The sequence below is a fragment of the Leptospira inadai serovar Lyme str. 10 genome (assembly GCF_000243675.2).
Lineage (GTDB): Bacteria > Spirochaetota > Leptospiria > Leptospirales > Leptospiraceae > Leptospira_B > Leptospira_B inadai.
Map to the genome: position 1 here is coordinate 664,456 of NZ_AHMM02000017.1, position 23,759 is coordinate 688,214.

The 23,759-nt window shown below is 46.0% G+C and carries 22 protein-coding genes and 1 tRNA gene; 10 read left to right on the forward strand and 13 right to left on the reverse strand.

Going from position 1 to position 23,759, the window contains the following annotated elements:
* Positions 1-7: 7 nt before the first annotated feature.
* The gene (gene murD / locus LEP1GSC047_RS12350; RefSeq protein ID WP_010413931.1) at positions 8-1,357 is read left to right on the forward strand and encodes a UDP-N-acetylmuramoyl-L-alanine--D-glutamate ligase; all 1,350 of its coding nucleotides are present in this window, start codon (positions 8-10) and stop codon (positions 1,355-1,357) included.
* Positions 1,358-1,393: 36 nt separating this feature from the next.
* On the opposite strand, the gene LEP1GSC047_RS12355 is transcribed toward murD, so the two are convergent.
* From LEP1GSC047_RS12355 to LEP1GSC047_RS12370, 4 genes are all read right to left on the reverse strand, one after another.
* Positions 1,394-3,376 (reverse strand): HD domain-containing phosphohydrolase, encoded by a 1,983-nt coding sequence (locus LEP1GSC047_RS12355; RefSeq protein WP_010413933.1) that lies wholly within the window; start codon positions 3,374-3,376, stop codon positions 1,394-1,396.
* Between the two features lie 266 nt (positions 3,377-3,642).
* The gene (gene flgE, locus LEP1GSC047_RS12360; protein WP_010413935.1) at positions 3,643-5,037 is read right to left on the reverse strand and encodes a flagellar hook protein FlgE; all 1,395 of its coding nucleotides are present in this window, start codon (positions 5,035-5,037) and stop codon (positions 3,643-3,645) included.
* 27 nt (positions 5,038-5,064) lie between these two features.
* Complete coding sequence (locus LEP1GSC047_RS12365) at positions 5,065-5,745, reverse strand: flagellar hook capping FlgD N-terminal domain-containing protein (RefSeq protein ID WP_010413938.1); 681 nt, start codon at positions 5,743-5,745, stop codon at positions 5,065-5,067.
* A 10-nt stretch (positions 5,746-5,755) separates the two neighbouring features.
* Complete coding sequence (locus tag LEP1GSC047_RS12370) at positions 5,756-7,330, reverse strand: flagellar hook-length control protein FliK (protein ID WP_010413940.1); 1,575 nt, start codon at positions 7,328-7,330, stop codon at positions 5,756-5,758.
* Positions 7,331-7,529: 199 nt separating this feature from the next.
* On the opposite strand from LEP1GSC047_RS12370, the gene LEP1GSC047_RS12375 reads away from it, so the two are divergent.
* A complete protein-coding gene (locus LEP1GSC047_RS12375) occupies positions 7,530-7,982 on the forward strand; it encodes a DUF1499 domain-containing protein (protein ID WP_010413942.1) in 453 nt (150 codons plus the stop codon).
* Positions 7,983-8,037: 55 nt separating this feature from the next.
* Here LEP1GSC047_RS12375 and carB read toward each other — a convergent pair whose 3' ends face one another.
* From carB to LEP1GSC047_RS21305, 5 genes are read right to left on the reverse strand one after another with little or no spacing between them, the layout of a single operon-like run.
* A complete protein-coding gene (carB, locus tag LEP1GSC047_RS12380; protein WP_010413944.1) occupies positions 8,038-11,343 on the reverse strand; it encodes a carbamoyl-phosphate synthase large subunit in 3,306 nt (1,101 codons plus the stop codon).
* A 41-nt stretch (positions 11,344-11,384) separates the two neighbouring features.
* On the reverse strand, positions 11,385-13,676 hold the full coding sequence (locus LEP1GSC047_RS12385; protein WP_020988613.1) for a sulfatase family protein: 2,292 nt from the start codon (positions 13,674-13,676) through the stop codon (positions 11,385-11,387).
* Complete coding sequence (locus tag LEP1GSC047_RS12390) at positions 13,657-14,241, reverse strand: RsmD family RNA methyltransferase (protein ID WP_010413948.1); 585 nt, start codon at positions 14,239-14,241, stop codon at positions 13,657-13,659. The genes LEP1GSC047_RS12385 and LEP1GSC047_RS12390 overlap by 20 nt, the downstream gene beginning before the upstream one ends.
* Positions 14,238-14,816, reverse strand: coding sequence for a hypothetical protein (locus LEP1GSC047_RS12395; protein ID WP_010413949.1), 579 nt, complete (start codon positions 14,814-14,816; stop codon positions 14,238-14,240). Before LEP1GSC047_RS12395 ends, LEP1GSC047_RS12390 begins: the two co-directional genes overlap by 4 nt.
* Positions 14,813-15,004 (reverse strand): hypothetical protein, encoded by a 192-nt coding sequence (locus LEP1GSC047_RS21305; protein ID WP_010413951.1) that lies wholly within the window; start codon positions 15,002-15,004, stop codon positions 14,813-14,815. The genes LEP1GSC047_RS12395 and LEP1GSC047_RS21305 overlap by 4 nt, the downstream gene beginning before the upstream one ends.
* Before the next feature lie 105 nt (positions 15,005-15,109).
* Between LEP1GSC047_RS21305 and LEP1GSC047_RS12400 the strand changes: the two genes are divergently transcribed.
* The gene (locus tag LEP1GSC047_RS12400) at positions 15,110-16,102 is read left to right on the forward strand and encodes a hypothetical protein (protein ID WP_010413954.1); all 993 of its coding nucleotides are present in this window, start codon (positions 15,110-15,112) and stop codon (positions 16,100-16,102) included.
* Position 16,103: 1 nt separating this feature from the next.
* On the forward strand, positions 16,104-16,475 hold the full coding sequence (locus tag LEP1GSC047_RS12405; protein ID WP_010413957.1) for an LIC12806 family lipoprotein: 372 nt from the start codon (positions 16,104-16,106) through the stop codon (positions 16,473-16,475).
* A gap of 15 nt (positions 16,476-16,490) precedes the next feature.
* Here LEP1GSC047_RS12405 and LEP1GSC047_RS12410 read toward each other — a convergent pair whose 3' ends face one another.
* From LEP1GSC047_RS12410 to LEP1GSC047_RS12420, 3 genes are read right to left on the reverse strand one after another with little or no spacing between them, the layout of a single operon-like run.
* Complete coding sequence (locus tag LEP1GSC047_RS12410; RefSeq protein WP_010413959.1) at positions 16,491-17,426, reverse strand: energy transducer TonB family protein; 936 nt, start codon at positions 17,424-17,426, stop codon at positions 16,491-16,493.
* Positions 17,404-18,435: a Holliday junction branch migration DNA helicase RuvB gene (ruvB, locus tag LEP1GSC047_RS12415; RefSeq protein WP_010413961.1), complete on the reverse strand. Its 1,032-nt coding sequence runs from the start codon at positions 18,433-18,435 to the stop codon at positions 17,404-17,406. Before ruvB ends, LEP1GSC047_RS12410 begins: the two co-directional genes overlap by 23 nt.
* An 11-nt stretch (positions 18,436-18,446) precedes the next feature.
* Entirely contained in the window at positions 18,447-19,580 is a 1,134-nt protein-coding gene (locus tag LEP1GSC047_RS12420) for a trypsin-like peptidase domain-containing protein (RefSeq protein ID WP_010413963.1), read from the reverse strand.
* Between the two features lie 89 nt (positions 19,581-19,669).
* Here LEP1GSC047_RS12420 and tmk point away from each other — a divergent pair, with 89 nt between their 5' ends.
* Positions 19,670-20,281 (forward strand): dTMP kinase, encoded by a 612-nt coding sequence (gene tmk / locus LEP1GSC047_RS12425; RefSeq protein ID WP_039934933.1) that lies wholly within the window; start codon positions 19,670-19,672, stop codon positions 20,279-20,281.
* Here tmk and LEP1GSC047_RS12430 read toward each other — a convergent pair.
* Positions 20,258-20,611: an LIC10421/LIC12816 family protein gene (locus LEP1GSC047_RS12430; protein WP_010413970.1), complete on the reverse strand. Its 354-nt coding sequence runs from the start codon at positions 20,609-20,611 to the stop codon at positions 20,258-20,260. The genes tmk and LEP1GSC047_RS12430 overlap by 24 nt on opposite strands.
* A gap of 182 nt (positions 20,612-20,793) precedes the next feature.
* Here LEP1GSC047_RS12430 and LEP1GSC047_RS12435 point away from each other — a divergent pair.
* The 5 genes from LEP1GSC047_RS12435 (at position 20,794) to LEP1GSC047_RS12460 (ending at position 23,423) form a co-directional block, all read left to right on the forward strand.
* Positions 20,794-20,865: transfer RNA gene (locus LEP1GSC047_RS12435), tRNA-Arg, on the forward strand.
* 1,063 nt (positions 20,866-21,928) lie between these two features.
* The gene (locus LEP1GSC047_RS12445) at positions 21,929-22,210 is read left to right on the forward strand and encodes a type II toxin-antitoxin system RelE/ParE family toxin (protein ID WP_010413972.1); all 282 of its coding nucleotides are present in this window, start codon (positions 21,929-21,931) and stop codon (positions 22,208-22,210) included.
* A 9-nt stretch (positions 22,211-22,219) separates the two neighbouring features.
* Positions 22,220-22,522 carry a HigA family addiction module antitoxin gene (locus LEP1GSC047_RS12450; protein ID WP_010413974.1) on the forward strand — a complete coding sequence of 101 codons (303 nt, stop codon included), beginning with the start codon at positions 22,220-22,222 and terminating at the stop codon, positions 22,520-22,522.
* 357 nt (positions 22,523-22,879) lie between these two features.
* Positions 22,880-23,104, forward strand: a complete 225-nt coding sequence (locus LEP1GSC047_RS12455) for a DUF433 domain-containing protein (protein ID WP_010413976.1) — start codon at positions 22,880-22,882, stop codon at positions 23,102-23,104.
* The gene (locus LEP1GSC047_RS12460) at positions 23,094-23,423 is read left to right on the forward strand and encodes a DUF5615 family PIN-like protein (protein WP_020988624.1); all 330 of its coding nucleotides are present in this window, start codon (positions 23,094-23,096) and stop codon (positions 23,421-23,423) included. Before LEP1GSC047_RS12455 ends, LEP1GSC047_RS12460 begins: the two co-directional genes overlap by 11 nt.
* The last annotated feature ends 336 nt before the right edge of the window (positions 23,424-23,759 follow it).

The window sequence follows — 23,759 nt, forward strand, 5'->3', positions numbered from 1 at the left end:
CCCCCATATGGCAAATTTTCCTACCTCCTTATTGGGCCAGAGAGTCCTTGTTCTGGGCGGAGGCGTTTCGGGATTGGCTGCACTCCGTCTCCTTCGAGAAAGGCAGGCTGTTCCCATCCTCTACAATTCCCAACCTATACCTTCCGTCACTGAAACGTACGTAGGCGAAGACGTTTCCTTAACTTCCCTACTTCCGTTGACCCTAATCGTCAAAAGTCCCGGGTTATCGCCGGAGCATCCGATGATTCAGCAGGCTCATTCGCTTTTTATTCCGGTTGTCTCCGAAGTGGAATTTGCCCGAGCATTCTTTTTCGGTAAATTGATAGGAGTCACGGGAACGGACGGAAAATCCACTACGACGGCTCTGACATGCCATCTTCTATCCAAAGATTTTCCCGGAGCCCAGGCCGGCGGAAACATCGGACGAGCGTTCAGCGATTTTTGCCTGGGTCCGGTTCCACTCGCCGTTTTGGAACTTTCCAGTTACCAGCTGGAAGACTCGGGGCCTCTATCACTTGATGTTTCCGTAATTCTCAATCTGGCTCCGGATCATTTGGAACGTCACGGAACTCTGGACAATTATTTTGCGGCTAAAGCGAGGATCATCGATAAAAATAGTTCTAAGCATACTCTTGTCGTAAGCTCCAAGCTATTCAGAGAACGAATTCAACAAATGAATTGCCTTTGCAAAATCGGAACGTTCGGTCGAGAGGAAGGAAACGACGCGAGAATTTTGGACGAAGAACGGATCATTCAAACTGCGAAAGCCGAATACGATGCAAAGGCCTTCCTCTTACCCGGCGGCCATAATTTGGAAAATTTAAGCGCTTCCATTCTTGCTGCAGAAGCGGTAGGAGGAAATCCCGCCAATATTCAGCAGGCGATTTCGGGTTTTACGGGTTTACCGCACCGATTCCAGCAAGCGGGACGCGCGGCAGGCGTAACCTTTATCAACGATTCTAAATCCACAAACCTTCATAGCATGCTTGCCGGTATGAGCACCTGGAAGGAGAAAAAATCCACCTGTCTAATCCTGGGGGGCAGACCGAAATCCGAATCTTTCGAACCTCTTAAGCAATTCCTGAAATCCGGTATCGGATGGGTGATTCTTTTCGGAGAAGCGAGGGCCGCCTGGGCCGCCGAAATTTCGCCTATTTTAGGAGTTCATTTTGTTACGGCGGAAAACTTAGACGAGGCATTCTTTTGGCTCAAGACCGCGATTCGCTCGGGGCGAGCGAGATTGAAATCCGTCGTATTTTCCCCGGCCTGCGCTAGCTTCGACCAATATAAGAATTTCGAAGAAAGAGGAGAACATTTCTTAAACCTAGTGAGGCAGTGGGCGAAAGAGGAGCCCTAGGGGCCGATTCAAAATCGCTGTCGAAGAGATTACAAACTATTTAGTCAGATGTGGATGATGGGAAAGCCTTTCCCAAACCTTAGCTTCTATGAACATCTTCAGCAAATCGCCGTCTAAATGGTTGTCCTTAGATTCCATTTCAAGAATATCTAATGCTCTATCCAGAGGGACCGCTTTTTTATAGGGACGATCCTTATCGGTCAACGCGTCGAATATATCGGAAATGGTCATAATCCTGGATTGTACCGGAATATCCTCTCCTGAAAGGCCGCGCGGGTAACCGCTTCCGTTCAGTTTTTCATGGTGAGCGTGAGCGATTGCAGGAACCATTTTCAAATCGCTTGTCCAAGGAATTTTACTTAAAAATTGGAACGTATGTTCCACATGGGATTCGATTTCCTTTCTTTCGTCGAAATCCAATGATCCTTTTTTGATGGTTAAAAATCCGAATTCATAGGGAGAAAGCAAATCCATGGATTCTCCATCGGTGGTAGTATATTGTATTTTAGCGATTTCTTCCAAAAAATGCGAATTCGTTTCTTCTAATATGGAAGGTTCGTTCGATTGGCGTATGATCTGAAGCATGGAATTCAGTCGCTTAAACTCTTCGACTTTTTCGAATTCCAGGGACTTCTCAAAATCCGCAAACCCGACCGTCCCATGTCGTTTCAAATATTCCACTTTCTTTAAATTAAATCTGGATTCCAAATCCTTGATCAAAAAGCGGAAACGCCAATCGATCACGTTCAATTCCAAATCTTCCAGCTTTTTGGCTTTTACTAGGACTTTTTCCCGGACGCCGACCTTGCCGAAATCGTGCAGAAGAGATGCATATCGAATTTCTTTTAATTGCTCTTTGCTGAATTTAATATCCTTATATTTGCCTGAATCGGCACGATCGACGGTCTCCGCTAGACCGACCGTTAATAAAGCGACTCGAAAAGAATGGCCGCTTGTGGTCGGATCCCTCGCCTCGATCGCATTCACGGAGGCGGTGACAAATCCTTCGAATAAGGTTTCGATCTCCCTTAAAAGATAATTATTCTGAATCGCGACGGCGGCCTGCCCGGCCACGCCTAGAACCAACTGGGAGGAGTAATCGTCGAAAGGTTGGACGTCCTCCCCTTTCATCTGCTCTGCCGTGAGTTTTTGGTTGAAATTGCGTTTCCGATTGATCAGCTGCAAAACCCCGACCACTTCCCCCCGATGATCCTTCATCGGAACTACGAGCATGGATTTCGTATGATAGTTCGTTAATACGTCGAAGTTTCTGTTAAAGGTAAATTCGGTGCCTTCCGGCAGATTATATACGTCGGGAAGATTCAGGACTTTTCCGGTTTCGGCGACGTAGCCCGCAATGCTAGCCTTATTGATGGGAAGTAAAAATTCTTCCCCCACATTCAGAGCGGAAATTTTAAAGCGCAAACTCTTAACGTAATTGATTTCGTCCCGTTCCACCAAATACAAGGAACCGGAATCCGCATTGCAGATCTCCCTGGCGCTGAAGAGAATTTCTCCTAACAATTTATCGAAATCTTTCTCGTTCGCGAGACTGATTCCGATCCGAGTGAGTCGATTGATTTCGTACTTTGCGGTATTGATTCTATGCAATAAATCGAATTGATCCGTCACCATTTGTAGGTGCACGAACGCATTCGCCAAATTCTTACATAGATGAAGATCGGTCGCCGTGTCCGGAAGAATTCCGAAAATAAGATCGTCTTCGATCTCCGTTTGTTTATGACCCTCGTAGGTTAGTTCCGCGTTCAGAATAAAACGGGCGAGAATCAGAGGATTCAAACGGAGCTGTTCTCGAATGTGTCGATGTTCTTCTTCCAGCGTAGGCGCAGCGATATAAAAGACGATGTTTACGAATTGCTCCGCGTCTCTAATTTCGGGAGAATCGTAAAAATCCCGAAGAAGGATAATATCCGGATTCAGTTTGTTCCGGAGAATATTTAGTCTACGGTCTAAGAGCCGATAATCCGTTACGATGTATTGCTTAAACTTGGACTCCATTCCTTAAGGGCCCATCCTACGCAACTTCGATATTCATGAAAAGGAGAATTTTCCACGCTCAACTCGAGTCTTACTTCGGGAAAGAAGAACATCTTAGTGATTGAGTATACTCCAGGAGAGCGGCTTAGATCAGATTCCATTCCTCATTCAGAAATTAGATCGAAAAAACGTGAAAAAAACCGCAAGGACTTGCTAAAATAAAAAGCGCTTCCGCAAAATTTGCAGGAAGCGCTTAGCGATCTCCGTCTAATCGTTGTTTACTCGAATTAACGTTTCAATCCTAAAACTTCCTGCAACATCTGATCCGTTGTAGTGATCGTTCTCGAGTTTGCTTGGAATCCTCTTTGGGTTACGATCATATCGGTAAATTGGTCGGATAAGTCCACGTTGGACATTTCCAGTAATCCGGCGTTAATCTTCCCGCGCCCCGCGATTCCGGCCTCTCCGATCAATGGTTCGCCGGAGTTGTTCGAAAAAGCAAACATAGTATCTCCCGCTTTATCCAGACCGGCAGGGTTATTAAACACCGCTGTTGCAATTCTAGCTAGCGGTTGTTTGATGCCGTTGGAATAAACTCCGGTAATCGTTCCGGAATTATCTATGGAGAAAGATTCAAGGTAACCCATCGTATACCCGTCTTGTTTTACGGCCTTGGTCGTAAAATCCGAAGAGAATTGGGTAATTCCATCCACCATGCCCGATTCACCCAACGCTAAATCGAAACTTTGGACCTGCGGATTTCCTGGAAGGCGAAAGGATACTTTTGCGTTTAATTTTCCGGTATTCATCATATCGGCGCCGTCGGAGACATATACGATTTTACCGTCCGGAGTGAATCCGAATTCGAGTTCGGTACTGCCCGGGAGTTGCGTGTTCTGTCCACCGGTTCCGGCTACGTCGACGGAAAGCTGAGTTGCGTCAGTTAAAGACACGCGTCCTTTCCAAGTATTTTCCCTGACTTTGTAGAATTCCATTTTTAGTTCGCGCTGTTCACCCTGATCGTCGAACACTTTGATCGTAGTCACATGACCGCGTCTCTGTTTGGGATCGGGATCGTTGATAAAAGCCGAAATTTCCTCGGGGGTGGCGTCCGGGGGCACGGCAGGAACCGACGAGTTCAAGTTGGATTTAAAATCTATCTTAGAGGTAGCTCTTGCAGGTTCTTTAGAATATACTGGAATAATAATGTCTTCCACCGAACCGGAGGAATTGATGAATTTATTCCCTTTTTCGTCCAGACGGGAATTCCAGCCCTGGACTTTCAAACCGTTGGCAGGGTTTACGTAGTATCCGTTTTTATCCAGGTTAAAAGCGCCCGCTCTCGTATAGAACTGCTTATCACCGTCCTTTACGATAAAGAATCCTTCTCCGGAAATCGCGACGTCGGTATTCTTTCCCGTCGTTTGCAAGGCGCCTTGCGTCATAATCTTATCGATCGCGGCAATTAGAGCTCCAAGACCTACTTGTTGCGGGTTCACCCCGCCGATGTTTTCCTTCGGTTCGGAGGCACCTCGCAATTCCTGGGAAATCATATCCTGAAACGTTACCCGTTCCGTTTTGAAACCGTGGGTGTTCACGTTGGAAATGTTGTTTCCGATCACGTCCATCCTGACTTGGTGGTTTTTTAGACCGGAAACTCCCGAATACAGAGATCTCATCATAGCGTTTGTACCTCGATACTTTCTATCTTATTCATAATTGCGTTCGTTCGGCTTTCCGGGAAAGCTCCAGCCGGGAGCTCCGGAATTCCATTCTTCGCTAGTCTCCTCTACCGCTTGACCGGCGGAAGGAGCGTTAGCTGCGGGAATGGCTGCGGTTGTTTGATTGCCGTTAGGGGCGGAAGACTGTACGCCTTTTGAGCTCGATTCCGCCTGATTCAGCACACTCGGATCGGTAATAAGAGTGATCGCATCGATCTCGACGGTTCTTCCGTTCACTCGTACGAATGACTTACCTTCTCCGTCAAAGAAGAGCGCTCCGGCCAATCCGACGACGTTCTCTCCCGTTACAAAATCGGGACCGGAGACGACTTTTCCGACCAAAGAGAAACTTTGGCGGTTGGTCATTTTTCCGATTCCTTGGGAGATATTATTCATTTGTTCCAAAGAGGAGAACTGCGCCATCTGCGCGATAAAATCCTGATCCTTAACCGGATTCGTAGGGTCCTGCGATGATAATTGCGTGATTAATAATTTAAGAAAATCATCTTTTCCTAATGCCTTTGCAGTGGAACGAATCTCGATACCTTGGAGCCCGCTCTTTTCCTCCTTCTCCAATTTCTCGAAGTGGTTCTTCAAATTGAAGCTTCTGTCTCCTTCGAGATAACGACTACGTGAGGCTTCGCTGCTTACAGCGTTTGTATCCGGCATTATAGTTTCCTCAAACTAAGACGTTTAAACGTCTCTCCGTATTCTTTTCGGCGGTTTGCGAAATTTCTGTAGAGTCAAGTTGGGAAAGTGATTCGGAATCTTTGTTCTTTCTGTCGGAACCTAACGATAACCCTTCGGTCTCCCGATCCCGTGCGCCGGAGGAATCCCCGTCAAAGAAGGAAAATAATCCGGACTCTTCCACTTCGACGAGCAACGACTCCAGGACAAGTCCTTGATCTTTAAAATCTCTCTTCAATTGTTCCAGATCTCCGGTAAACATCCGTTTTACTTCTTCCGATTCGACGAATATACGTCCTTGAACCCGATCGTCTTCCACGCTGATGCGCAACGAAACTCGACCGAGCTCCTGCGGATTCAATCTAAGAGTCGCCTCCGATTTTCCGTTCTCGACGATATGTAACTTCGCGCTTTGTACGAGCCTCTGGAAGTTTTCCCTAACGACTCCTTTATCCAAGGAAGATGAATTCGTTGAACGACCTTTGTCAAACGAAGATGATACGCTCGCTGCTTCCTTTTCCATCATTCCCATTCCAGCTTTTAATAAGGAAAACGTGGTTTCGTTTCCTTGGCGGTAGGATGATTCGGAATTTTGTCGGTCTTTTCCCGTAGAATCTCCTTTTGAGGACGAGTCTTCGGATGCCGGAACTTTTATCGATGACGACTTGGATATCTGAGATAGGGATTCCGACTTTTTATCTCTGGTGATTTTTACGTTTTCGGATTCTAACGCAGGATTTTCCTTACCGACTTCTCGCAGCGGGGAAATCGATTTTTCTTCGTTGGCCGGCTTGGAGAATTTATGAACCTCCTCCAAATTTCTAAGCCCGCTTTCCAGACTTTCTTTTTCGGTCGGTCTTTGAGTGCGAACTTCCTTTACGTTCTTTTTGTCTTCGCTCTTCGCTAAACTTATAATATCTGTCTGTTCCTGTTTCGAATCTTTTGCAGGAGTCTCTTCCTTCGCTTGCGGTTTAACCGCCTTACGAGTCGCTTGAAGTTGCGCGGCAGGAATCTCTTCATCTTTGTCGAAGGAAATTACTTTTTTAGGCTCTAAGCTTTGTAGGAACGCCGTCATCCGAACGATAAACGGAGGTTCTTCCTCGGTTTCGGATTCCCAGTCCAATTCGGAATCCTCTTCCTTTATCTTTTCGGATTTTTCCGGATTTTTAATCGTCTTTGAAAATTGCGTGTCCTTTGTCTGGATGGATTCGGAAAAAGAATTTAGAATGGAATAGATTTCCGCGAATTCTTTTTCCTCGTCCGCGGCGGATACGATCTCTTCCGAATCCTCGTGTTCTATTTCGGAATCGTCCTTTTGCTCTTCTTCTATCTCGTCAAAAAGTCCCGCTTCCGACGGGTTCATCTCGGGTTGATTCGATTTAATTTCGCCTTCCGGTTTTTGGCCTTCTTCCAACGCTTGTTGCGACCGTAGTTGGATCGATTTCATTAAATCCATAAAATTAAGACCGGCTTGGGGCGATTTTTCGGAAGCGGCGGCCGCGGACTTCGATTCCGAATTTGTCATCTTTACTTCTTCACGAGGAGATTGATCGGTTCGTATCTGCATACTTTGCCCCTTGCAGTATAAGGATCGAAATTTCGCCGGATTCCTTGATCTATTTATCTAATTATCTTCTTCCCTTTTACGATTATGTCGGCTAACAAAGGACGAACAATCTTCGATTCGCGAAAAATCGCTAAAGTTCTGATCGGGAGTTTTCGGAAAAGAATGGAATTCCTTATCGTTAGGGAGTTCCATTGCGGACATGACACGATTTATTCCAGCGATTTTTATCGGTTCTTGTCTTGCGATCTTTGCCTTCGGTTGCAGCGGCACCCGCCCGACAAACATCGGAGTCAAGGACGGAAAGCTCCTTGCCTGCCCCAATAGTCCGAATTGCGTTTCCAGCCAAATTCCTCCGACGGACGAAAAACATTCGATCTCTCCTTTGGTATACCAAAGTAAATCCGAAGAAGCCAAAAAGAAATTAGTGGAAGTCATTCGATCTCTACCCAGAACGGAAATCGTCACCGAAAAGAACGACTACATTTACGCCGAATTCACTTCGTTTACGATGCGTTATGTGGACGATGTGGAATTCTTTTTTGCGCCGGATCAAAAAACGATTCACGTACGATCGGCGTCTCGACTCGGTTATTCGGATATGGGCGTAAATCGAAAACGAATCGAAACGATCCGGGAATTGTTCGCTAAGTAGTCATTTATAATCCCATTAGAGAATTATAAATAACTCACTAACGGGTTTTCGTGATTCAGGAATGGAGCGATTGTAGGGAACGGATCGTAAATCCCTTATCCCGCATTTCAACCATTCCTCGGATCAGAGCCTTTGCGGCACTCGCAGTCGTAAGACAAGGTATCTTATAGCGAATCGCCGCCTGACGGATGGCAAAGCTGTCGTCCCTCGTCACACGACTCAAGGGCGTGTTCAATATCAGGTGAATTTTATTTTCGCGAATGTAATCCAGAGCGGTAGGGAACAGGTTATCGTATACTTTATTGATCTTCGATGAAAGTACCCCGTTATCCGAGAGATATTTATGAGTGCCTTCGGTCGCGATTAAATTAAAACCTAAATTCGAAAGTTCCTTAATGTACTTTAATAATTCTTTTTTATCTTTATCGTTGACGGAAACGAACACGGTTCCCTGAGACGGAAGTTCCTCTCCTGCCATGTACTGGGATTTGAGAAACGCTTCCCCTGCAGTCTCCGCAATTCCCATAACTTCTCCGGTGGATCTCATTTCGGGACCTAAAATCGTATCCACACCCGGGAACTTATTAAACGGAAGAACCGCTTCCTTTACGTTCACCATAGGAAAGCTCATTTCCTTCGGCAAAGGTAAACTCGATAGGGATTCCCCCATCATGATTCGAGTCGCATATTTGACGATCGCGTGACCCAGGGCCTTCGATACGAACGGGACCGTTCTGGAGGCTCTCGGATTTACTTCTATCACATAGAGCTGTTCTTCTTTGACCGCAAATTGTATATTGATCAGACCCTTTACTTGAAGTTCGAGAGCAAGCGCTCTAGTCGATTTACGAATCTCCTCCATTACGTGTACGGAAAGGGATTGCGGGGGAAGAATGCAGGCCGAATCGCCGGAATGAATCCCCGCCTCCTCGATATGCTCCATGATCCCGGCAATGAAGACTTCCTTCCCGTCGCAAAGAGCATCGACATCGACCTCTACGGCGTCTTCCAGGAAGCTATCGATCAGTAGAGGTCGATCTTCGGAAATTTCCTCCGCCTTCTCCATGTACCGATCCAACTCTCTTTCCTCGCTGATGATCAACATAGCCCGACCGCCCAATACGTAACTAGGGCGAACCAAAATCGGATAGGTGATCGACTTCGCAATTTTACGAGCCTCTTCCATCGAAGTCGCGATGCCGTTCTTAGGAGAAACAAGTTTCAGTTTATCTAATACTTCTGCGAACCTCTTTCTATCTTCCGCTCTGTCTATGGAATCGGGGCTGGTTCCCAGAATCGGAATTCCCTTCCTCTCCAAATCCTTCGCGAGCTTGAGCGGAGTCTGCCCTCCGAATTGGATGATGACCCCTATCGGTTTTTCCTTTCGATAAATATGGGTCACATCTTCCAGAGTCAGAGGTTCGAAATACAATCGATCGGAAGTATCGTAGTCTGTGGAGACCGTTTCAGGATTGGAATTCACCATTATGGATTCTATGCCTAGATCCTGAAGGGCAAAGGAAGCGTGACAGCAACAGTAGTCGAACTCGATTCCCTGTCCGATGCGATTCGGGCCGCCACCCAAAATGATCACGGATTTTTTATCAGTGACTTCCGTTTCGTCCTCTTGATCGTATGAGGAATAAAAATAAGGAGTGTATGCCTCGAATTCTCCGGCGCAAGTGTCGATTCGTTTATAGACCGGTTCGATGTTGGAAGAAGTCAGGGTTCGCTCTAAAATTACTTCTTCCGCCCTGAGAAGCGCGCTGATTTCTCCCTTCTTTTTATCCGGAGTAATACTAGATCCGAGAATCGAGTTTATTTCGTTCTTTTTCTTTAGATATGCCAATTGACGATTGGAAAATCCTAAACGCTTCATTTTTGTGAGAATCGTATATCCTTTTTCAAGAAACTCCTTCTCCGCAATTTGTAAATCTTCGAATTGATACAAGAACCAAGGATCGATTTTACAAAGTTCGTGAATTCTCTCGATCGAATATCCTTCTTCCAAAGCCTTCTTTAAATAAAAGATTCGTTTATCATTCGGCCGTCTTAAAAAGGCGTCGATTTTTTCCTGCCTTGCCGCAGAAGAGAGAGAATGAAATTCGACCAGCTCCCCGAAATTTCCGTCCGATCCGAAACCGTAGCGATCCGTCTCCAAAGATCGGATCGCTTTCTGGAAACTTTCCTTGAAAGTCCTTCCGATGGCCATCGCTTCTCCCACGGCCTTCATCTGAACGCCTAGGGTATCGTCCGTTCCCGGAAATTTTTCGAAAGCGAAGCGAGGAATCTTCGTGACTACGTAATCGATGGAAGGTTCGAAAGAAGCGGGAGTAACCCTCGTGATATCGTTTTTGATTTCGTCAAGAGTGTAGCCTATCGAAAGCAGAGCCGCAATCTTCGCGATCGGAAATCCGGTCGCCTTGGACGCTAGGGCGGAAGAGCGGGAAACACGGGGATTCATTTCGATGACGATCACGTCGCCATTGGCAGGGTTAACCGCAAATTGAATATTCGAACCGCCCGTTTCCACGCCGATTTCCCGGATGATCTTTATCGACATATCCCGCAGATTTTGGTATTCCGTATCGGAGAGAGTTTGTTGGGGAGCTACGGTGATCGAATCGCCTGTGTGAACTCCCATCGGGTCTATGTTTTCTATCGAACAAATAATGACCACATTGTCGGCCAAGTCTCGCATGACCTCCAACTCGAATTCTTTCCAGCCTAGTACCGATTCTTCCAAAAGAACCTGACTGATCGGAGAGGCTTTCAATCCCTTAGCGACGACTTCCTCGAAAGTTTCTTCGTCGTATGCGATCCCTCCTCCGGTCCCGCCCAAAGTAAAGGCGGGGCGAACGATAAGAGGAAGACCGATTCTTGCTTTGATCTCGTAGGCTTCTTTTAAGTTATTGACCAACCCTGAACGGGGAACACTGACCCCGATCTTTTCCATAGCTATTTTAAATAGTTCGCGATCTTCGGCTTTCTTGATGGCGTCCACTTTCGCCCCGATAAGCTCTACCTCGTATTTTTCCAGGATGCCGGCGTTATGGCAAGCGATGGCCAAGTTCAGGGCTGTCTGTCCACCGACCGTCGGGAGGATCGCGTCCGGTTTTTCTTTCTCTATAATTTTTTGAACGACGGAAACCGTCATCGGCTCCACATAGGTTGCATCCGCGAGTTCGGGATCCGTCATGATCGTCGCGGGATTTGAATTGAGAAGAATGACTCGGATTCCCTTTTCTTTCAGAGCTTTGGCGGCCTGAGTTCCTGAATAATCGAATTCGCAGGCCTGGCCTATTACGATCGGCCCGGATCCTAGGATCAATACGGATCGGATATCTTCCCTTTTTGGCATATTATTTTACAGATTTTTCGTTCTCACTTGTACTTCAAGCATCAATTCGGAATGGGCAGGAAATAGTCCCCCGCTTTCTTCCACTTCCCGGAACCGACTAAAATTTTCTCCAATTCGCGTTTGAGATCTTCGCAACCGATCGCCGGAATCGGCTTTTGGCTCCAAGGATCCGCAATTCTATCGTAACACTCGTAATCCGCTCCTTCCGGTTTCGGAATATAAATAAGTTTGCGACGTTTATCCTGGATCATCCTGTGTTTTGCAAAGGCGATCGTTTCCTTTGCATAAGGATCGGAAATCGTAACGCTGTCATCGTCCGCAGGATCGATGGAATGAAGTTCTAATATATTCGGATAGCGGATTCGGCTTTTTTGAAAGAAATGATCTCCTCTATCCGAAAACCATATTCCGGTTTCGGAATAGATCTTGCGGGAATCCGACCAGTCTCCTCCAGCCGGTGCCTTTGTTAAGTCCCGTCCCGGATAAACGATTTCGGTGGACGGAGGGATTCCTGCGACGGATAGTACCGTCGGAAATATGTCCAGCGAACTTGTGATGCCTTGAAATATTCCTGTCTTAGTTCCCGTTTCGAAGTATTTCGGAAATTTTAAGAGCAGAGGAACTTTAGTAACTCCTTCCCCCCGCAAATGCTCCCCATGCCCGTGGCTATGTACGTCTTCGAACAAGGATTCCCCGTGATCGCTCGTTAAGAGAATTAAGGTATTATCATATAAATTTTTTTCCCTCAATTCGCCGAGTATTTTTCCGACCGAATCGTCAAAAGCACGGAGAGAAGCTCGATAGATCGAACGAATTTGCTCCTGCTCCTCCGGGCCGGGTTTCTTGGAATCGCTGGGATCCACGAATCGGAAATATTTGGACGGTCCGTAATAATTTGCGTTTCCTTCCTGCTTATAAAAAGGATAGGGAGGGCTGTACGGAAAATGAGTTACGGAAGAAAAATATACCGCGAAAAAAGGGGATTTTTTATCCGTAAAGACTCGAAATAAATCGGGTAGGATTCTATCATCATCGCCTAACGTAGGCAGGGATCTCACCGACGAGAGATACTCCCCTCCTCCAAAGAATGCTCCTGTCAAAATGGGAAGCAGATAAACCTGGGATTCGAGGGTCCTTTCCTGAGTAAGAGTTCCCGCATTGAAGTTAGGAGCGTAAATCTCGCGGAAACCCCAATTTGCACGCGGAAAAATATCGCCCGCAAAGGAAGAAACGACAACCGTGCGATATCCCCTGTCGGCGGACAAAATGCTTCCGAGAGTCGGGATCTTGAATCCGAGGGAAGATCGATCCTTTTTATCCGGAAACATATCCTGAATGCCGTGATCGAAGGAATACCGCCCGCTCAGTAAATCCGCCCAGGCAGGGAAGGTCCTAGGAATAGTAGTATGGTGATCTAGGAAGACCCTCGATTCTTTCGCTAAGGCATCGATATTCGGCGTGAGTCCTTTTTTTCCGGAAGCATAACCTAACTGATCCTGACGAATACTGTCCGCGGCCAACACGAGAATATTCACGGCAGGAGATTTTGTTACGGCCGGAGATGCATCGGTCGGAACCGAAAGTTCATTCGCAAAACGCGGAGAAATCATGGCGCCGTATCCTAGAAAAAATCCGACCGCCAAAAAAGAGGTCACTAGGAATTCATAGCGTCTTTTCTTCCATGACGGAGCCCAGGAATAAGACAAACCTGAGGCAAGCACTCCCGAGGCGGATCCGATCGAATGGAATCCGTAAAAGAAAAGCAAAAATAGAAGAAAGCGCGCTATGGATGAAATATTATTTTCTTCTAATAAATATAGAATTTTCCGACCTACCTGTATTAGGATCAAGATCGCCAATAAACTTAAGGGAAGCCAAGGCGGAATATGATCCGTCAGAAAATATAAAAACCCGAGCGCCCAAGATTGGCGGTAATAAAAGAACTCTCCGTAGACTTGAGGATATTTCGAAACGGAGGAACAAAAGAGCAAAAACAGGCCTATTCCCAAAAGCGCATACTGATATCCGGCGCGGATTACCAGTCCGACGGAACGTCTATCCCATTCCGGACCGAGAAGCACGATCGAAAAGGCGGAAAAAAAAGCGTAGGATACGAATAAGACTCCGCTCAAATCTTTCAAGATCAAGGGAATCAATCCGTAAATCAACGACCGGAATTCACCGATATCCACTCCCATTACATGGAAGGAAGTGTTGACGGCTGCGAAAAAGACGGAAAGAGAAACTACGAAAAGAAGAGTGTGAAGCCAGGGATTCCCGGACTTAAATTGGTACTTTATATTTTTTTTAAATTTAGACCAGAACGCGAACATTCAACACGTTCCTACCGAAGGGACGAGGCTCAAAACCGTCCCAATTTAGAGGCGTCGGGGATTGAATCGCGATTACGGCCGCGCCAGGCTCTTCCGCTATGATATCCTCCACCATCGCCTTGATTTTCGGTTCTTTTTTTTCCCAGAACGAATACGGAGGATCGATAAAATATACCTTATGCGTTTGAGTCAGATCGAAATCTTTGTGGAATCGAAAGGCATCCTTACGCAATACGAGATGCTCCCGATCGAGTCGACTCAGAACTCCTTTTAGGCTCTCGTATCGATCCCAGGCCAATTCTAAAAAAACGGCCTTTGCAAAACCGCGGCTTAACGCTTCGATTCCCATTTGTCCCGAGCCGGCAAAAAGATCCAGGAATGCGGCGTCGCTCAGATTCAATCGTCCTTGAAGTTGCAAAGATTCTAATATATCAAAGAGGGATTTCTTTAAAATAGCCGGTGTAAAATTACTTTTCCCTTCCGGAGAAACTGGAGAAGGAATTACTCTTCCTTTTAGATCACCGGTCTGAATCCGGAGGCCTTTTCCTTTTTTTGCAGGTTTCATTTTTCTTCCTTGGTCTTTTCCAGGCTGAGTTCAAGAATTCGAATTCGTTTACCCAACTTGGAGTCCTTTGCGATTCCCTTCGCCTTTTCCAAAACGGAATCGGCGGACCGATAGTCCTTGGAAGAATAAAGAATGCAGGCGTGCGTGTAAATGCCTTCCGTATATCGAACGGAGGATTCTCCCTTTTCTAAGAAAACTTTCCCCCAACGAATTCCGGATTCATAGGCTTCCAATACCAGGGCGCGCTCCAAAAAGAGATATACCGAGTTATAGAAAATTCCGGGATGATCCTTATGCCGAGAATAGATGCTTGTGAGAGTCTTGTCGATTTCCTCGATATTCGGCTCCGAGGCGACGTACAAGAGAAGAATTTTATAGTCCACTTCACCCTGTTTCAAAAGCGGGCGTGAAACACGGACCAAAACATCATAATTTCCTTTTTTATAATATTCGTATACTTGATCGAAATCGACGGCAAATGCGGGAAATGGTAACGAAAAAAAGAATAAATAGATAAATAAAAACACTGTTCCGCTGCAATTCATTTTAGAACGCGGCGGAACGAAACGATTCAAAGTTCTATTACGTTCGAGGAACCGCACATCGCGCAGATATAACTTTCCGGAGTATCGTTGGCACTCTCGGGATCGCTCTCCCAACGGTGGTCACAGTCCTCGCAGACGTAGGTCACGGCCTCGTCGTCAAGGAGGTCTTCCTCCCCATCCGTGTCATAATCCTCGTCAAATTCATAGTCGTAGGGCATATTTACACGGAAACCAGGGGGGGTCCTGGAGTCAAGCAAGACTAATGATCAACGACTCAAAAAATACGTGAAAGGACTAGGCTGCCGGGAGAAGCTGCCCGAAGGATGCTATATCAACCCCGTCATAGAAGTTATAAGAAAAAGGCAAATTATAGGCCGCTGGTATTCTTCTTGCTTGTACTAGCGCTCGCAGGGACCGCATTTTTCTTTCGTCAGGATATTCGCAATTTGTTCGCCGGCGATCGAAGACTGCTGCTCGAAAAGGAAAGAAAGATTCTGCAGGACGGAATCTTAAAGGCCGAACCGAAAGAGAACGAAATCAAAGAGTTTCGTTCATTAGCGAAAGAGTTCGCCTCGAGCAATCCTAAAGACGGAATCTCCTATCATTACCTAGCGCTTTCGGGATATTATGAATTTTTGTTATTAGGATTTCGTTTCGATTCGGGAACACTATCTAAAATCGCATATACGGGATTCGATCAATTTCTATCGGAAGACGCGTCCTACCTTCCTCTTGTGGAGGATTCTTACCGTAACGCGTTGCGGGCTCAAGCGATCGATCCCGAATTCAAGGAATCCACCGACAATCGTTATCTGATCGCATTTGGGGAAGCGGTTCGGCAAAAACTTAGCCGCGTAGCCTTGAATAAATTATTAGTTTCCATCGAAGCTTCCAAGCTTAGTCCGGAATTACGCATCGGATATGCTTGGACTTGTCTCCTAGGAAGCTCGCTTTCTGGAAACACCGAATTTTTAAAAGCGACTCTCACGCAGCCGGAAGTCTCCGGTCCCTTACTTCTTTCGGCAAGGGAAGCGGACTTTCTGACCGCACTTTCCGAATTTAGGGCCGGTCAGTATGTTTCCTCCTTGGCCTTATTGCGCAAAGTCAGAAATACGAACGAAGACTTCTTAACCGGAAGTTCGAAAATTCTAGAAGCGAGAATTTTCTATTACCAAAACCTTCCGCCGAAAGCGTTGGCCTTACTGGAAGAATATTACCCGACCGCCGGAGATCGCAAAGAAGAAGTCCTGAATTTAGCGAAGGAAATTTTGGGAAAGAATCCGACCCTGAAATCGAACCTTCCCATCGAGGAATAGCATGAAATTCCACCTTCTCGGTTTACTTTGTATCTTCGCATTTTCCTGCGGGGTAAAACCGGTTCCTCCTCCGACGGGAACATTTTGCGATCCGTTAAAGAAAGAGAGAGAATGCATTCTGTTGGATTTCAGAAACGGAAAAACCGTTTTCGAAGAAAAGGAATATTCCCTCAAATCCTCCAGCATTCTCAACTATTCCTTCACCGCCGTTGACATCACTTACGAAATCGAAGTTTTAAACGAGAATCGGGTGAAGATCATCGGAACGGACGGATCTCAAAAATTATTCCTTCGCCTAAAAGATAAGGGGGAACGCAAACGAGAATGGGCTAGACTCTGGCAAGTGATCAAGGAAGGCCTGGGTTTAAAATAAACGGGGGAGAAATTCCTATCGCCTAAACCCGGGAAAGATGAATCGGATCCCGAAAATCATTCCTTGCGATTTGACGTCTTCGGGAACAGTTCCGAAATTTTGCCCTCGTAAAGTGTCGAGACAAGCTCGGTCCACCATATCCTGGCCTTGGGACGATACCAGTTTAGTATCGATCACCTGCCCGATGTCGTTTAACATGAACTGAACTCTGACTTCTCCGGGAATAATCGCCTCTCGAACTACCGTACCGGCTCCGTCACGATAGCCGAAATTTCCTCCGCCGGGAGGAGCGAAGCTTCCTTCGATTTGGCGGAGCATTCGTTTAAAGTAATCGTATCCGGCAAGCTTCTTTCGTGGAATCGAGAGAGATTGACCGCCGTCCCAGCGAAACAGAAAATCCTGCTCAAATCGGTAATTAAAAGGGATCTTCGTCATTCGTCCGCTTGCGGAAGATTGAGTGGACTGCTCTTGGCTTTTTGTCGGCTCTTGGACCGGATCATTTTTTAAAATGGCGACGTCGTAAACTTTTTCCTCCTCCGTCTTTGTTTGGGAGGATTTAGGATTCGCTTGTTGAGAAGGACGTTTGATCAGGTTTCCCCAAATAAATTCACGATGGGGGGAATCGGTATGAAACCCTTCTTTCTTCGTCAATCCGCCCGAGCCCGCCGCGTCCACATTCGACAATGCCTTATATTCGTCCTTAACCCGGCTATCCACAAAATCCTGTTCCAAGAGAACTTCATAAATCTTTTCGCGCTCGTCTCGATCCGTGACTTTCACCATCGGGTCTTCCCCGAGAATTTTCCACAGGACGTTTCTGGTAAATAGATGCGCGACCAGAAACGATGCGAATGCAAAGACCAAAAAAGAGGCAAAGAGAAGACGGCGATCGTCCTCGTCTATATCGGTCGGCTTATCGATTTCTAACTTAAAAAAGGCCGGGAGCTGCATCTTCGTCCGTTCTAATTCCCTTTGGGGGATAAGTTTTTTCCAATATTCTGTACGCTTTTTCGGTGGCAACTCTACCGGAAGGGGTTCGATTAATCAAGCCCACTCTTACCATATAGGATTCGTAATGGTCTTCCAGGGTTCGTTCCTCTTCGCCGACAACCGCGGCAATCGGCTTCAACCCTACCGGCCCGCCTTTATACCTGTCTATCATACATTCCAATATTTGGCGATCCATTCTATCCAGGCCGTGCTCGTCGATTCCGAGTCGGCGGAAGGCCTCCTCGCAGGCCGGAATCCGAATTTTGCGTTCGTCCTGGATTTCGGAAAAGTCTCGGACTCTCTTTAAAAGATGGTTCGCGATCCGAGGCGTTTTTCTAGATCGACGACCTATTTCCAAGGCGGCGTCTTGCTCGATTTCATAGCCTAGGATTTTTGCGGATCGGAGGACGATTTGTCTCATTTCCTCGTCGTCGTAGTATTCCAGACGACAGTGAATTCCGAACCGACTTTTCAAGGGATCGGAAATTAGGCCGCTGCGGGTCGTGGCTCCGATCAGCGTAAACGGTTTTAGCTTTATCTGAATGGTTTGCGCCGTAATCCCTTCCCCTACGAGGAGATCGATCATATAATTTTCCATCGCGGGATATAGAATTTCTTCCACTTTGCGTCCGAGTGAATGAACTTCGTCGATGAAGAGAATATCCCGTTCTTCCAGATCGGTAAGCAGTTTTGCCAAATCGGCGCCGCGAGTTAAAACCGGCGCCGAGGTAACTATAAGTCGGGCACCCAATTCCTGAGCGATGATTCCGGCTAACGTCGTTTTACCCAAGCCGGGAGGTCCGGAGAGCAGGACATGATCCAATGCCTGCCCTCGTTTCTTAGCGGCTCCTACGAAAACGGAAAGGTTGGAAAGAATTTCCTTTTGGCCTATGAATTCGGAAAAGAAGGACGGGCGTAAAGTTACCTCCTCTTCGAATTTTTCCTCCGGATTCAAAGTATGACGGGCCAAAGAAAAGTCCGTTATTCCTTAAGTTTAACCGAAATTTTAAGAGTCTGTCCTTTTCGGAAGACGGTGATCGTTAATCGTTGTCCGATCTTGGATCCGCGTATTTTAGTGACGATCTCCGAAGCGTTTTTAACCTTTGCTCCGTCTATCTCCAAAATCACATCCTCGATTTCAATTCCGGCGTCGGCAGCGGCGCTACCGTTCACGACTTGTCTCACGAATGCACCGGATACGGAAGGCAATTTTAATTCTTTCGCAATCTCTTCCGTTACGTCGTCGAGTCCCACTCCTAGGCGAGGGCGCTTAACCTTTCCTCCGGATTTTAATTCTTCCACGATGGACTTAGCTTCGTTGATCGGAATTGCAAACCCGAGTCCGATGGAGCCGCCGCTCGGCGAAACGATCATGCGATTGATTCCGATTACGCGGCCGTTGATGTCCAATAATGGGCCGCCCGAGTTCCCCTGATTGATGGCGGCATCGGTTTGAATATAATGCACTCCCGAATTATCGATTCCGCCGCGGCCGACTGCCGAGACGATCCCGACCGTCATGGATTGCTCCAGGCCCCAGGGCGCGCCGATCGCAATCGACCAATCCCCCACCTTAACGGCGGATGAATCGCCTAATTCGATCGGAGTCAGATGCGCATCCGTTTGGATTTTCAATAATGCGACGTCGATCGTCTGATCGGAGCCGACTAATTGCGCAGGAAATTTCTTTCCGTCCTTAGTGCTCACCGTGAACTTATCCCAACCACCTACGACGTGTTCGTTGGTAAGAATATAGCCGTCTTTACTTAGGACAATTCCGGAACCTAACCCGCTCTGTTTTTCTTTTTGCGGGCGAATTCTGCCTCTGCGACCATAATAAAAATCGAAAAACGGGTCGATGCCTTGTTGAGTGACGGTTCTCTCCGTCGCGACCGAAACAACGCTTGGAGAAACGTTCGTATAAACTTCCTCAAAGGCTTGCTGAATGGAGATCGCGGCCTTTGCCGCAGGTGTTGCCTCTCGATCGGCCTTTGCATTGAGAAATAAAGAACTATTACCGGTGGAACCGCAGTACAAGACTGGCGACAAAAGTGTGCCTGCCATCACTGATACTCCGATCACCAGGAAATTTTTGAATCTGTCGGTTTTTTTCATGGATTCCTTTCCTCATGAATGGGATTCCGGTTGGTACGCTTCAGGATTCGTCGGAAACCGTCTATGTCAAGTTGGTTTCGGAAACGTTAATGGTATCACATCCGGGATTTTTTGTTTTTGAAGGTTTAGACGGCAGCGGAAAAAGCACCCTTAGCCGCTATCTATTTGACCGACTTTCTCAGCAGAGTGTTCCCGCAATTTGTTTTGCGGAACCCACTCAATACGAGACCGGCCAATATTTAAGAAAGTTCCTGCGGGGAGAAATCGAACTTTCAGGAGAAGAACAAATTCAGGCCTTCCTAAAAGACAGGAAAGTGTCTTTGGAAAAAAACGTTCTTCCCGCATTGGCCGAAGGAAAGATCGTACTTTTGGATCGGTATATGTATTCGACTGCGGCTTATCAATCGGGGCCGGCGTTTTCCTCGCAGGAAATCTTAAAACGAAATTTGGAACAAGGCTTTCCGCAACCGGATCTTCTTTTTTACTTGGATCTGGATCCGGAACTCGCCTTAGAGAGAATGGAAGGAAGAGAGAATTCAAAAGAGAGATTCGAATCTCTGGAAGTTCTTCGCAAAATTCGTAACTCTTACGAGAATATCCTTCCCTCTTCCACGATTCGACTCGATGCGAGAAAGACTAGTACCGAACTTGCGGATATAGTATTGGAGAAAATTTTTTCAGTTCGCGGAAATAGTCGCTAAATTGCGCAGTGTTTCTTCGTGAATCGAAGCCTCTCGATCGAGCTGTTCGGCCATGTCTAGTAGCTTTTTTTTCCGAGCGGAATGAGGAGACAATTTCGGTTCTGCAGATGCAAGTTCCCGTAAATGCGAGGCCTCGTTTCTTTTCTTTTTAGCCAAATTTTGAAGGTATCGTCGTACGATCTCTTTTTGTTCGGGGGTAGAAAGACTTTCAACCAAGGCCTTTTCGGTCAATCTGGCTTCTTCTTCGGCGGAAAAGGAAGCCAAGGAGAAGGAGGACAAAAATAAGAAAAAAGCAATTCCGTAAAAACTTGGTAAGCGATTCGATTTCATTCTCTATTTTTCGGGGGCTAGGGTTGAATCCCGCTCTCCGATACAGAGTACGAATCGCCAAAATTCTGCACACGAAAAAACATTCCATCCGCTTATTTTCACCTAGGATTAGAACATACCTAGGAAAGCCTTAGATTGCTGTTGACGGTGGAACTTCTCCTAAAAAACTCTCCTTACACATCGCACCTATAGCTCAACGGATAGAGTACAGGCCTCCGGAGCCTGGGGTTCGGGTTCGAGTCCCGGTAGGTGCAAAATTCTCAACGAATCAAAAATCAAGGACTCGAAGCGAGAACTTGAGAGCAAGCATAGCGACCATAAGGAGCGTAAATGCTTGCGACTGAGCCGCACGATGCGGCGAAGCAAGTTCGAGACGCCGTGGAGCCCAGTCGACCAGGACGGGAGACTGCGTAACGGCGAGTCCCGGTAGGTGCAGAGGACAGAACATTGGTGAGCAGAATTTCCAGGTTATAATAGAGAGATTCTTGCATTATAGTGGATTTTTCCTCCTACCCCAGGATTTCCAGCCCTCTAGCAGCTTCTGTCTAGCGTGAGCAAAGCGAACGCGTCAGTCCTCTGTCTTCTGTCTTCTGCAGAGGACAGAACATTGATAAGCAGAGTTTCCACGTTCTAAAGAAAGATTCCTGCATTATAGTGGATTTTTCCCCTACCTCTATTACTTTTCCAGCCTCGAGCAGCTTCTGTCTAGCATGAGCGAAGCGAATGCATCTGTCTTCTGACCTCTGTCCTCTGTCCTCTGCAGAGGACAGAACATTGGTGAGCGGAATTTCCACGTTCTAAAGGAAGATTCTTGTGTTATATTGGATCTTTCCTCTACCTCTATTACTTTTCCAACACCATGCAGCTTCTGTCTAGCGTGAGCAAAGCGAACGCATCTGTCTTCTGACCTCTGTCCTCTGAAAACGAACGCGTCAGTCCTCTGTCTTCTGCAGGGGACAGAACATTGATAAACGAAATTTCCACGTTCAAATAGAGAGATTCATGCGTTACAATAGATCTGTCTTCTACCTCTATTACTTTTCCAACGTCTAACGCAGCTTCTGTCTAGCATGAGCGAAGCGAATGCATCTGTCTTCTGACCTCTGAAAGCGAGCGCGTCAGTCTTCTGACCTCAGTCTCGTCTTTTTTAGTCTATATTTTCTTACATACTTCGTTAGCCGCAATTTTTAAAAAGGCTATTTTCGATCGAAATTCCTTAAAAAACTCGTATAACGGAAATGTTCAAGAAATAAGTGCCCCGATAATCACGCCGGTATTCTTGCTTGACAGTATTATCGAAATCCAGGAATATCGGGTGTGATTCATTCCTTTAAGTCGAAGGAAACGGAAAAAGTCTGGAATCAGGATTTTTCCAAGAAGCTTCCGAATCAAATTCAATCGATTGCTTATCGAAAATTAATAATGATAGCTCGATCAAAGCAAATTGAAGATCTTAAAATTCCTCCTTCAAATCGTTTGGAAAGGATTTCAGGAAATAGAATAGGTCAATATAGCATCAGAGTGAATGATCAATGGCGTATTTGTTTTAAATGGAAAGATGGCAATGCCTTTGATGTAGAGATTGTTGATTATCATTAGAGGGTAGTTATGAAAAAAATTCCAAATGTCCATCCTGGCGAAATTCTATACGAAGAGTTTCTTTTACCGATGAATATTACCGCATATCGTTTAGCTAAAGAGACTAAACTAAATCCGACGAGAATCAGCGAGATAATTCATGGCAAAAGAGGCATATCGGCCGACACTGCTCTGAGGTTCTCGAAGTTTTTCGGTAATTCAGTCGAATTCTGGATGGGGATCCAGAATGAATATGAGATTCGTGCGGAAAGAGAGAGAATCTCGAGCGAATTGAAAGAGATCAAAAACTATAAAGAGCTGATTAACGCTTAATCTTTCAAAACTTCGAATAAGTAAAAATTGTCGCCTACTGGGGCTTACTTTAGTGACTTCTCTCCTGGATTCGCAACATTCCGCGCTGTCACTCGCTTTGTAAAAGCAAGTCCACACCGAGGGCTTAGGAACTATCCAATTAAAATATCATAATAATACCGAAATCTTAGGGACCGATGCGTATCCCAGGGTTCGGAGGTTGGCAGTTATGCGCTATGTCCAGGAAATTTAATCGATGCCGGTAAAATACTAAATTAGCTATTGCTATTTAAATACCATTGGAGACCTTATCTAATCTATTAATTTAACAAGTAAAAAAGGCTTGCTCTAACATTATGCGACGGTTCTAATTTGGGTATGGAATATCGAGACCACCTGAGTGCTGATCCTAATGTAATGCTGGGAAAGCCGGTAATAAAGGGTACTAGAATTACGGTAGAGCTTATTCTTGAGCGTTTGAGTGAAGGTATATCGATAGACGAAATATTGTTGGCTACTCCTGGAATTTCTAAGGATGATATTCTTGCATGTTTATCGTATTCGAGCGAGGTAGTTTCGAAGGAGAGTCTTCTTGCCAGTTAATCTCTTGGCTGATGAAAACGTAGATATCAGAATTATTCAAGAGTTAAGGAATTCCGGTCAAAATGTTCATTCCATTTTGGAAGATTATAAAGGTTCTGGCGACTATCAAATTATTCAGTTAGCGAAAAGGCTAGATGCCATAATTCTTACCTTAGATAAAGACTTTGGAGAATGGGCTTTTTCTCATAAGGAAGACTCTTTAGGAGTGATATTTCTTCGATATAATGCGAAAGAATACCGGAAGATTACGCTTCACTTATTCAGTTGCTCGAATTGCATGATGTTACTCTCAAAGGTAAATTTGCAGTTCTTACGTTAACGAAAGTTCGGATCAGAGAAATACATTTATAAAGCCTGGGCGTAGCGTAAACAACTTAGCCTGGCTTCGGGATCGCTTCACAAACCTTGCTTGGGCTTTGCCGAATCTAGCTAAGCTTCGTATAGCGGATGAACGTGCAGATAGAGCAAACGAGGAAGTATTCATTTTTATGAAACTAGCTGACCTACCGAATGGTTATGAGAAAATTTCAAAGTAAAATTGGTGAACGTCCTTTTATTTAATCACTTTTTAGCTTCAAACATGGGCTCGCAGGTCGCGTTAGTCGTTGCTAAACTTCGACCTTTACCCTTCCGAGGCGATTTCTCATCGGGAGGA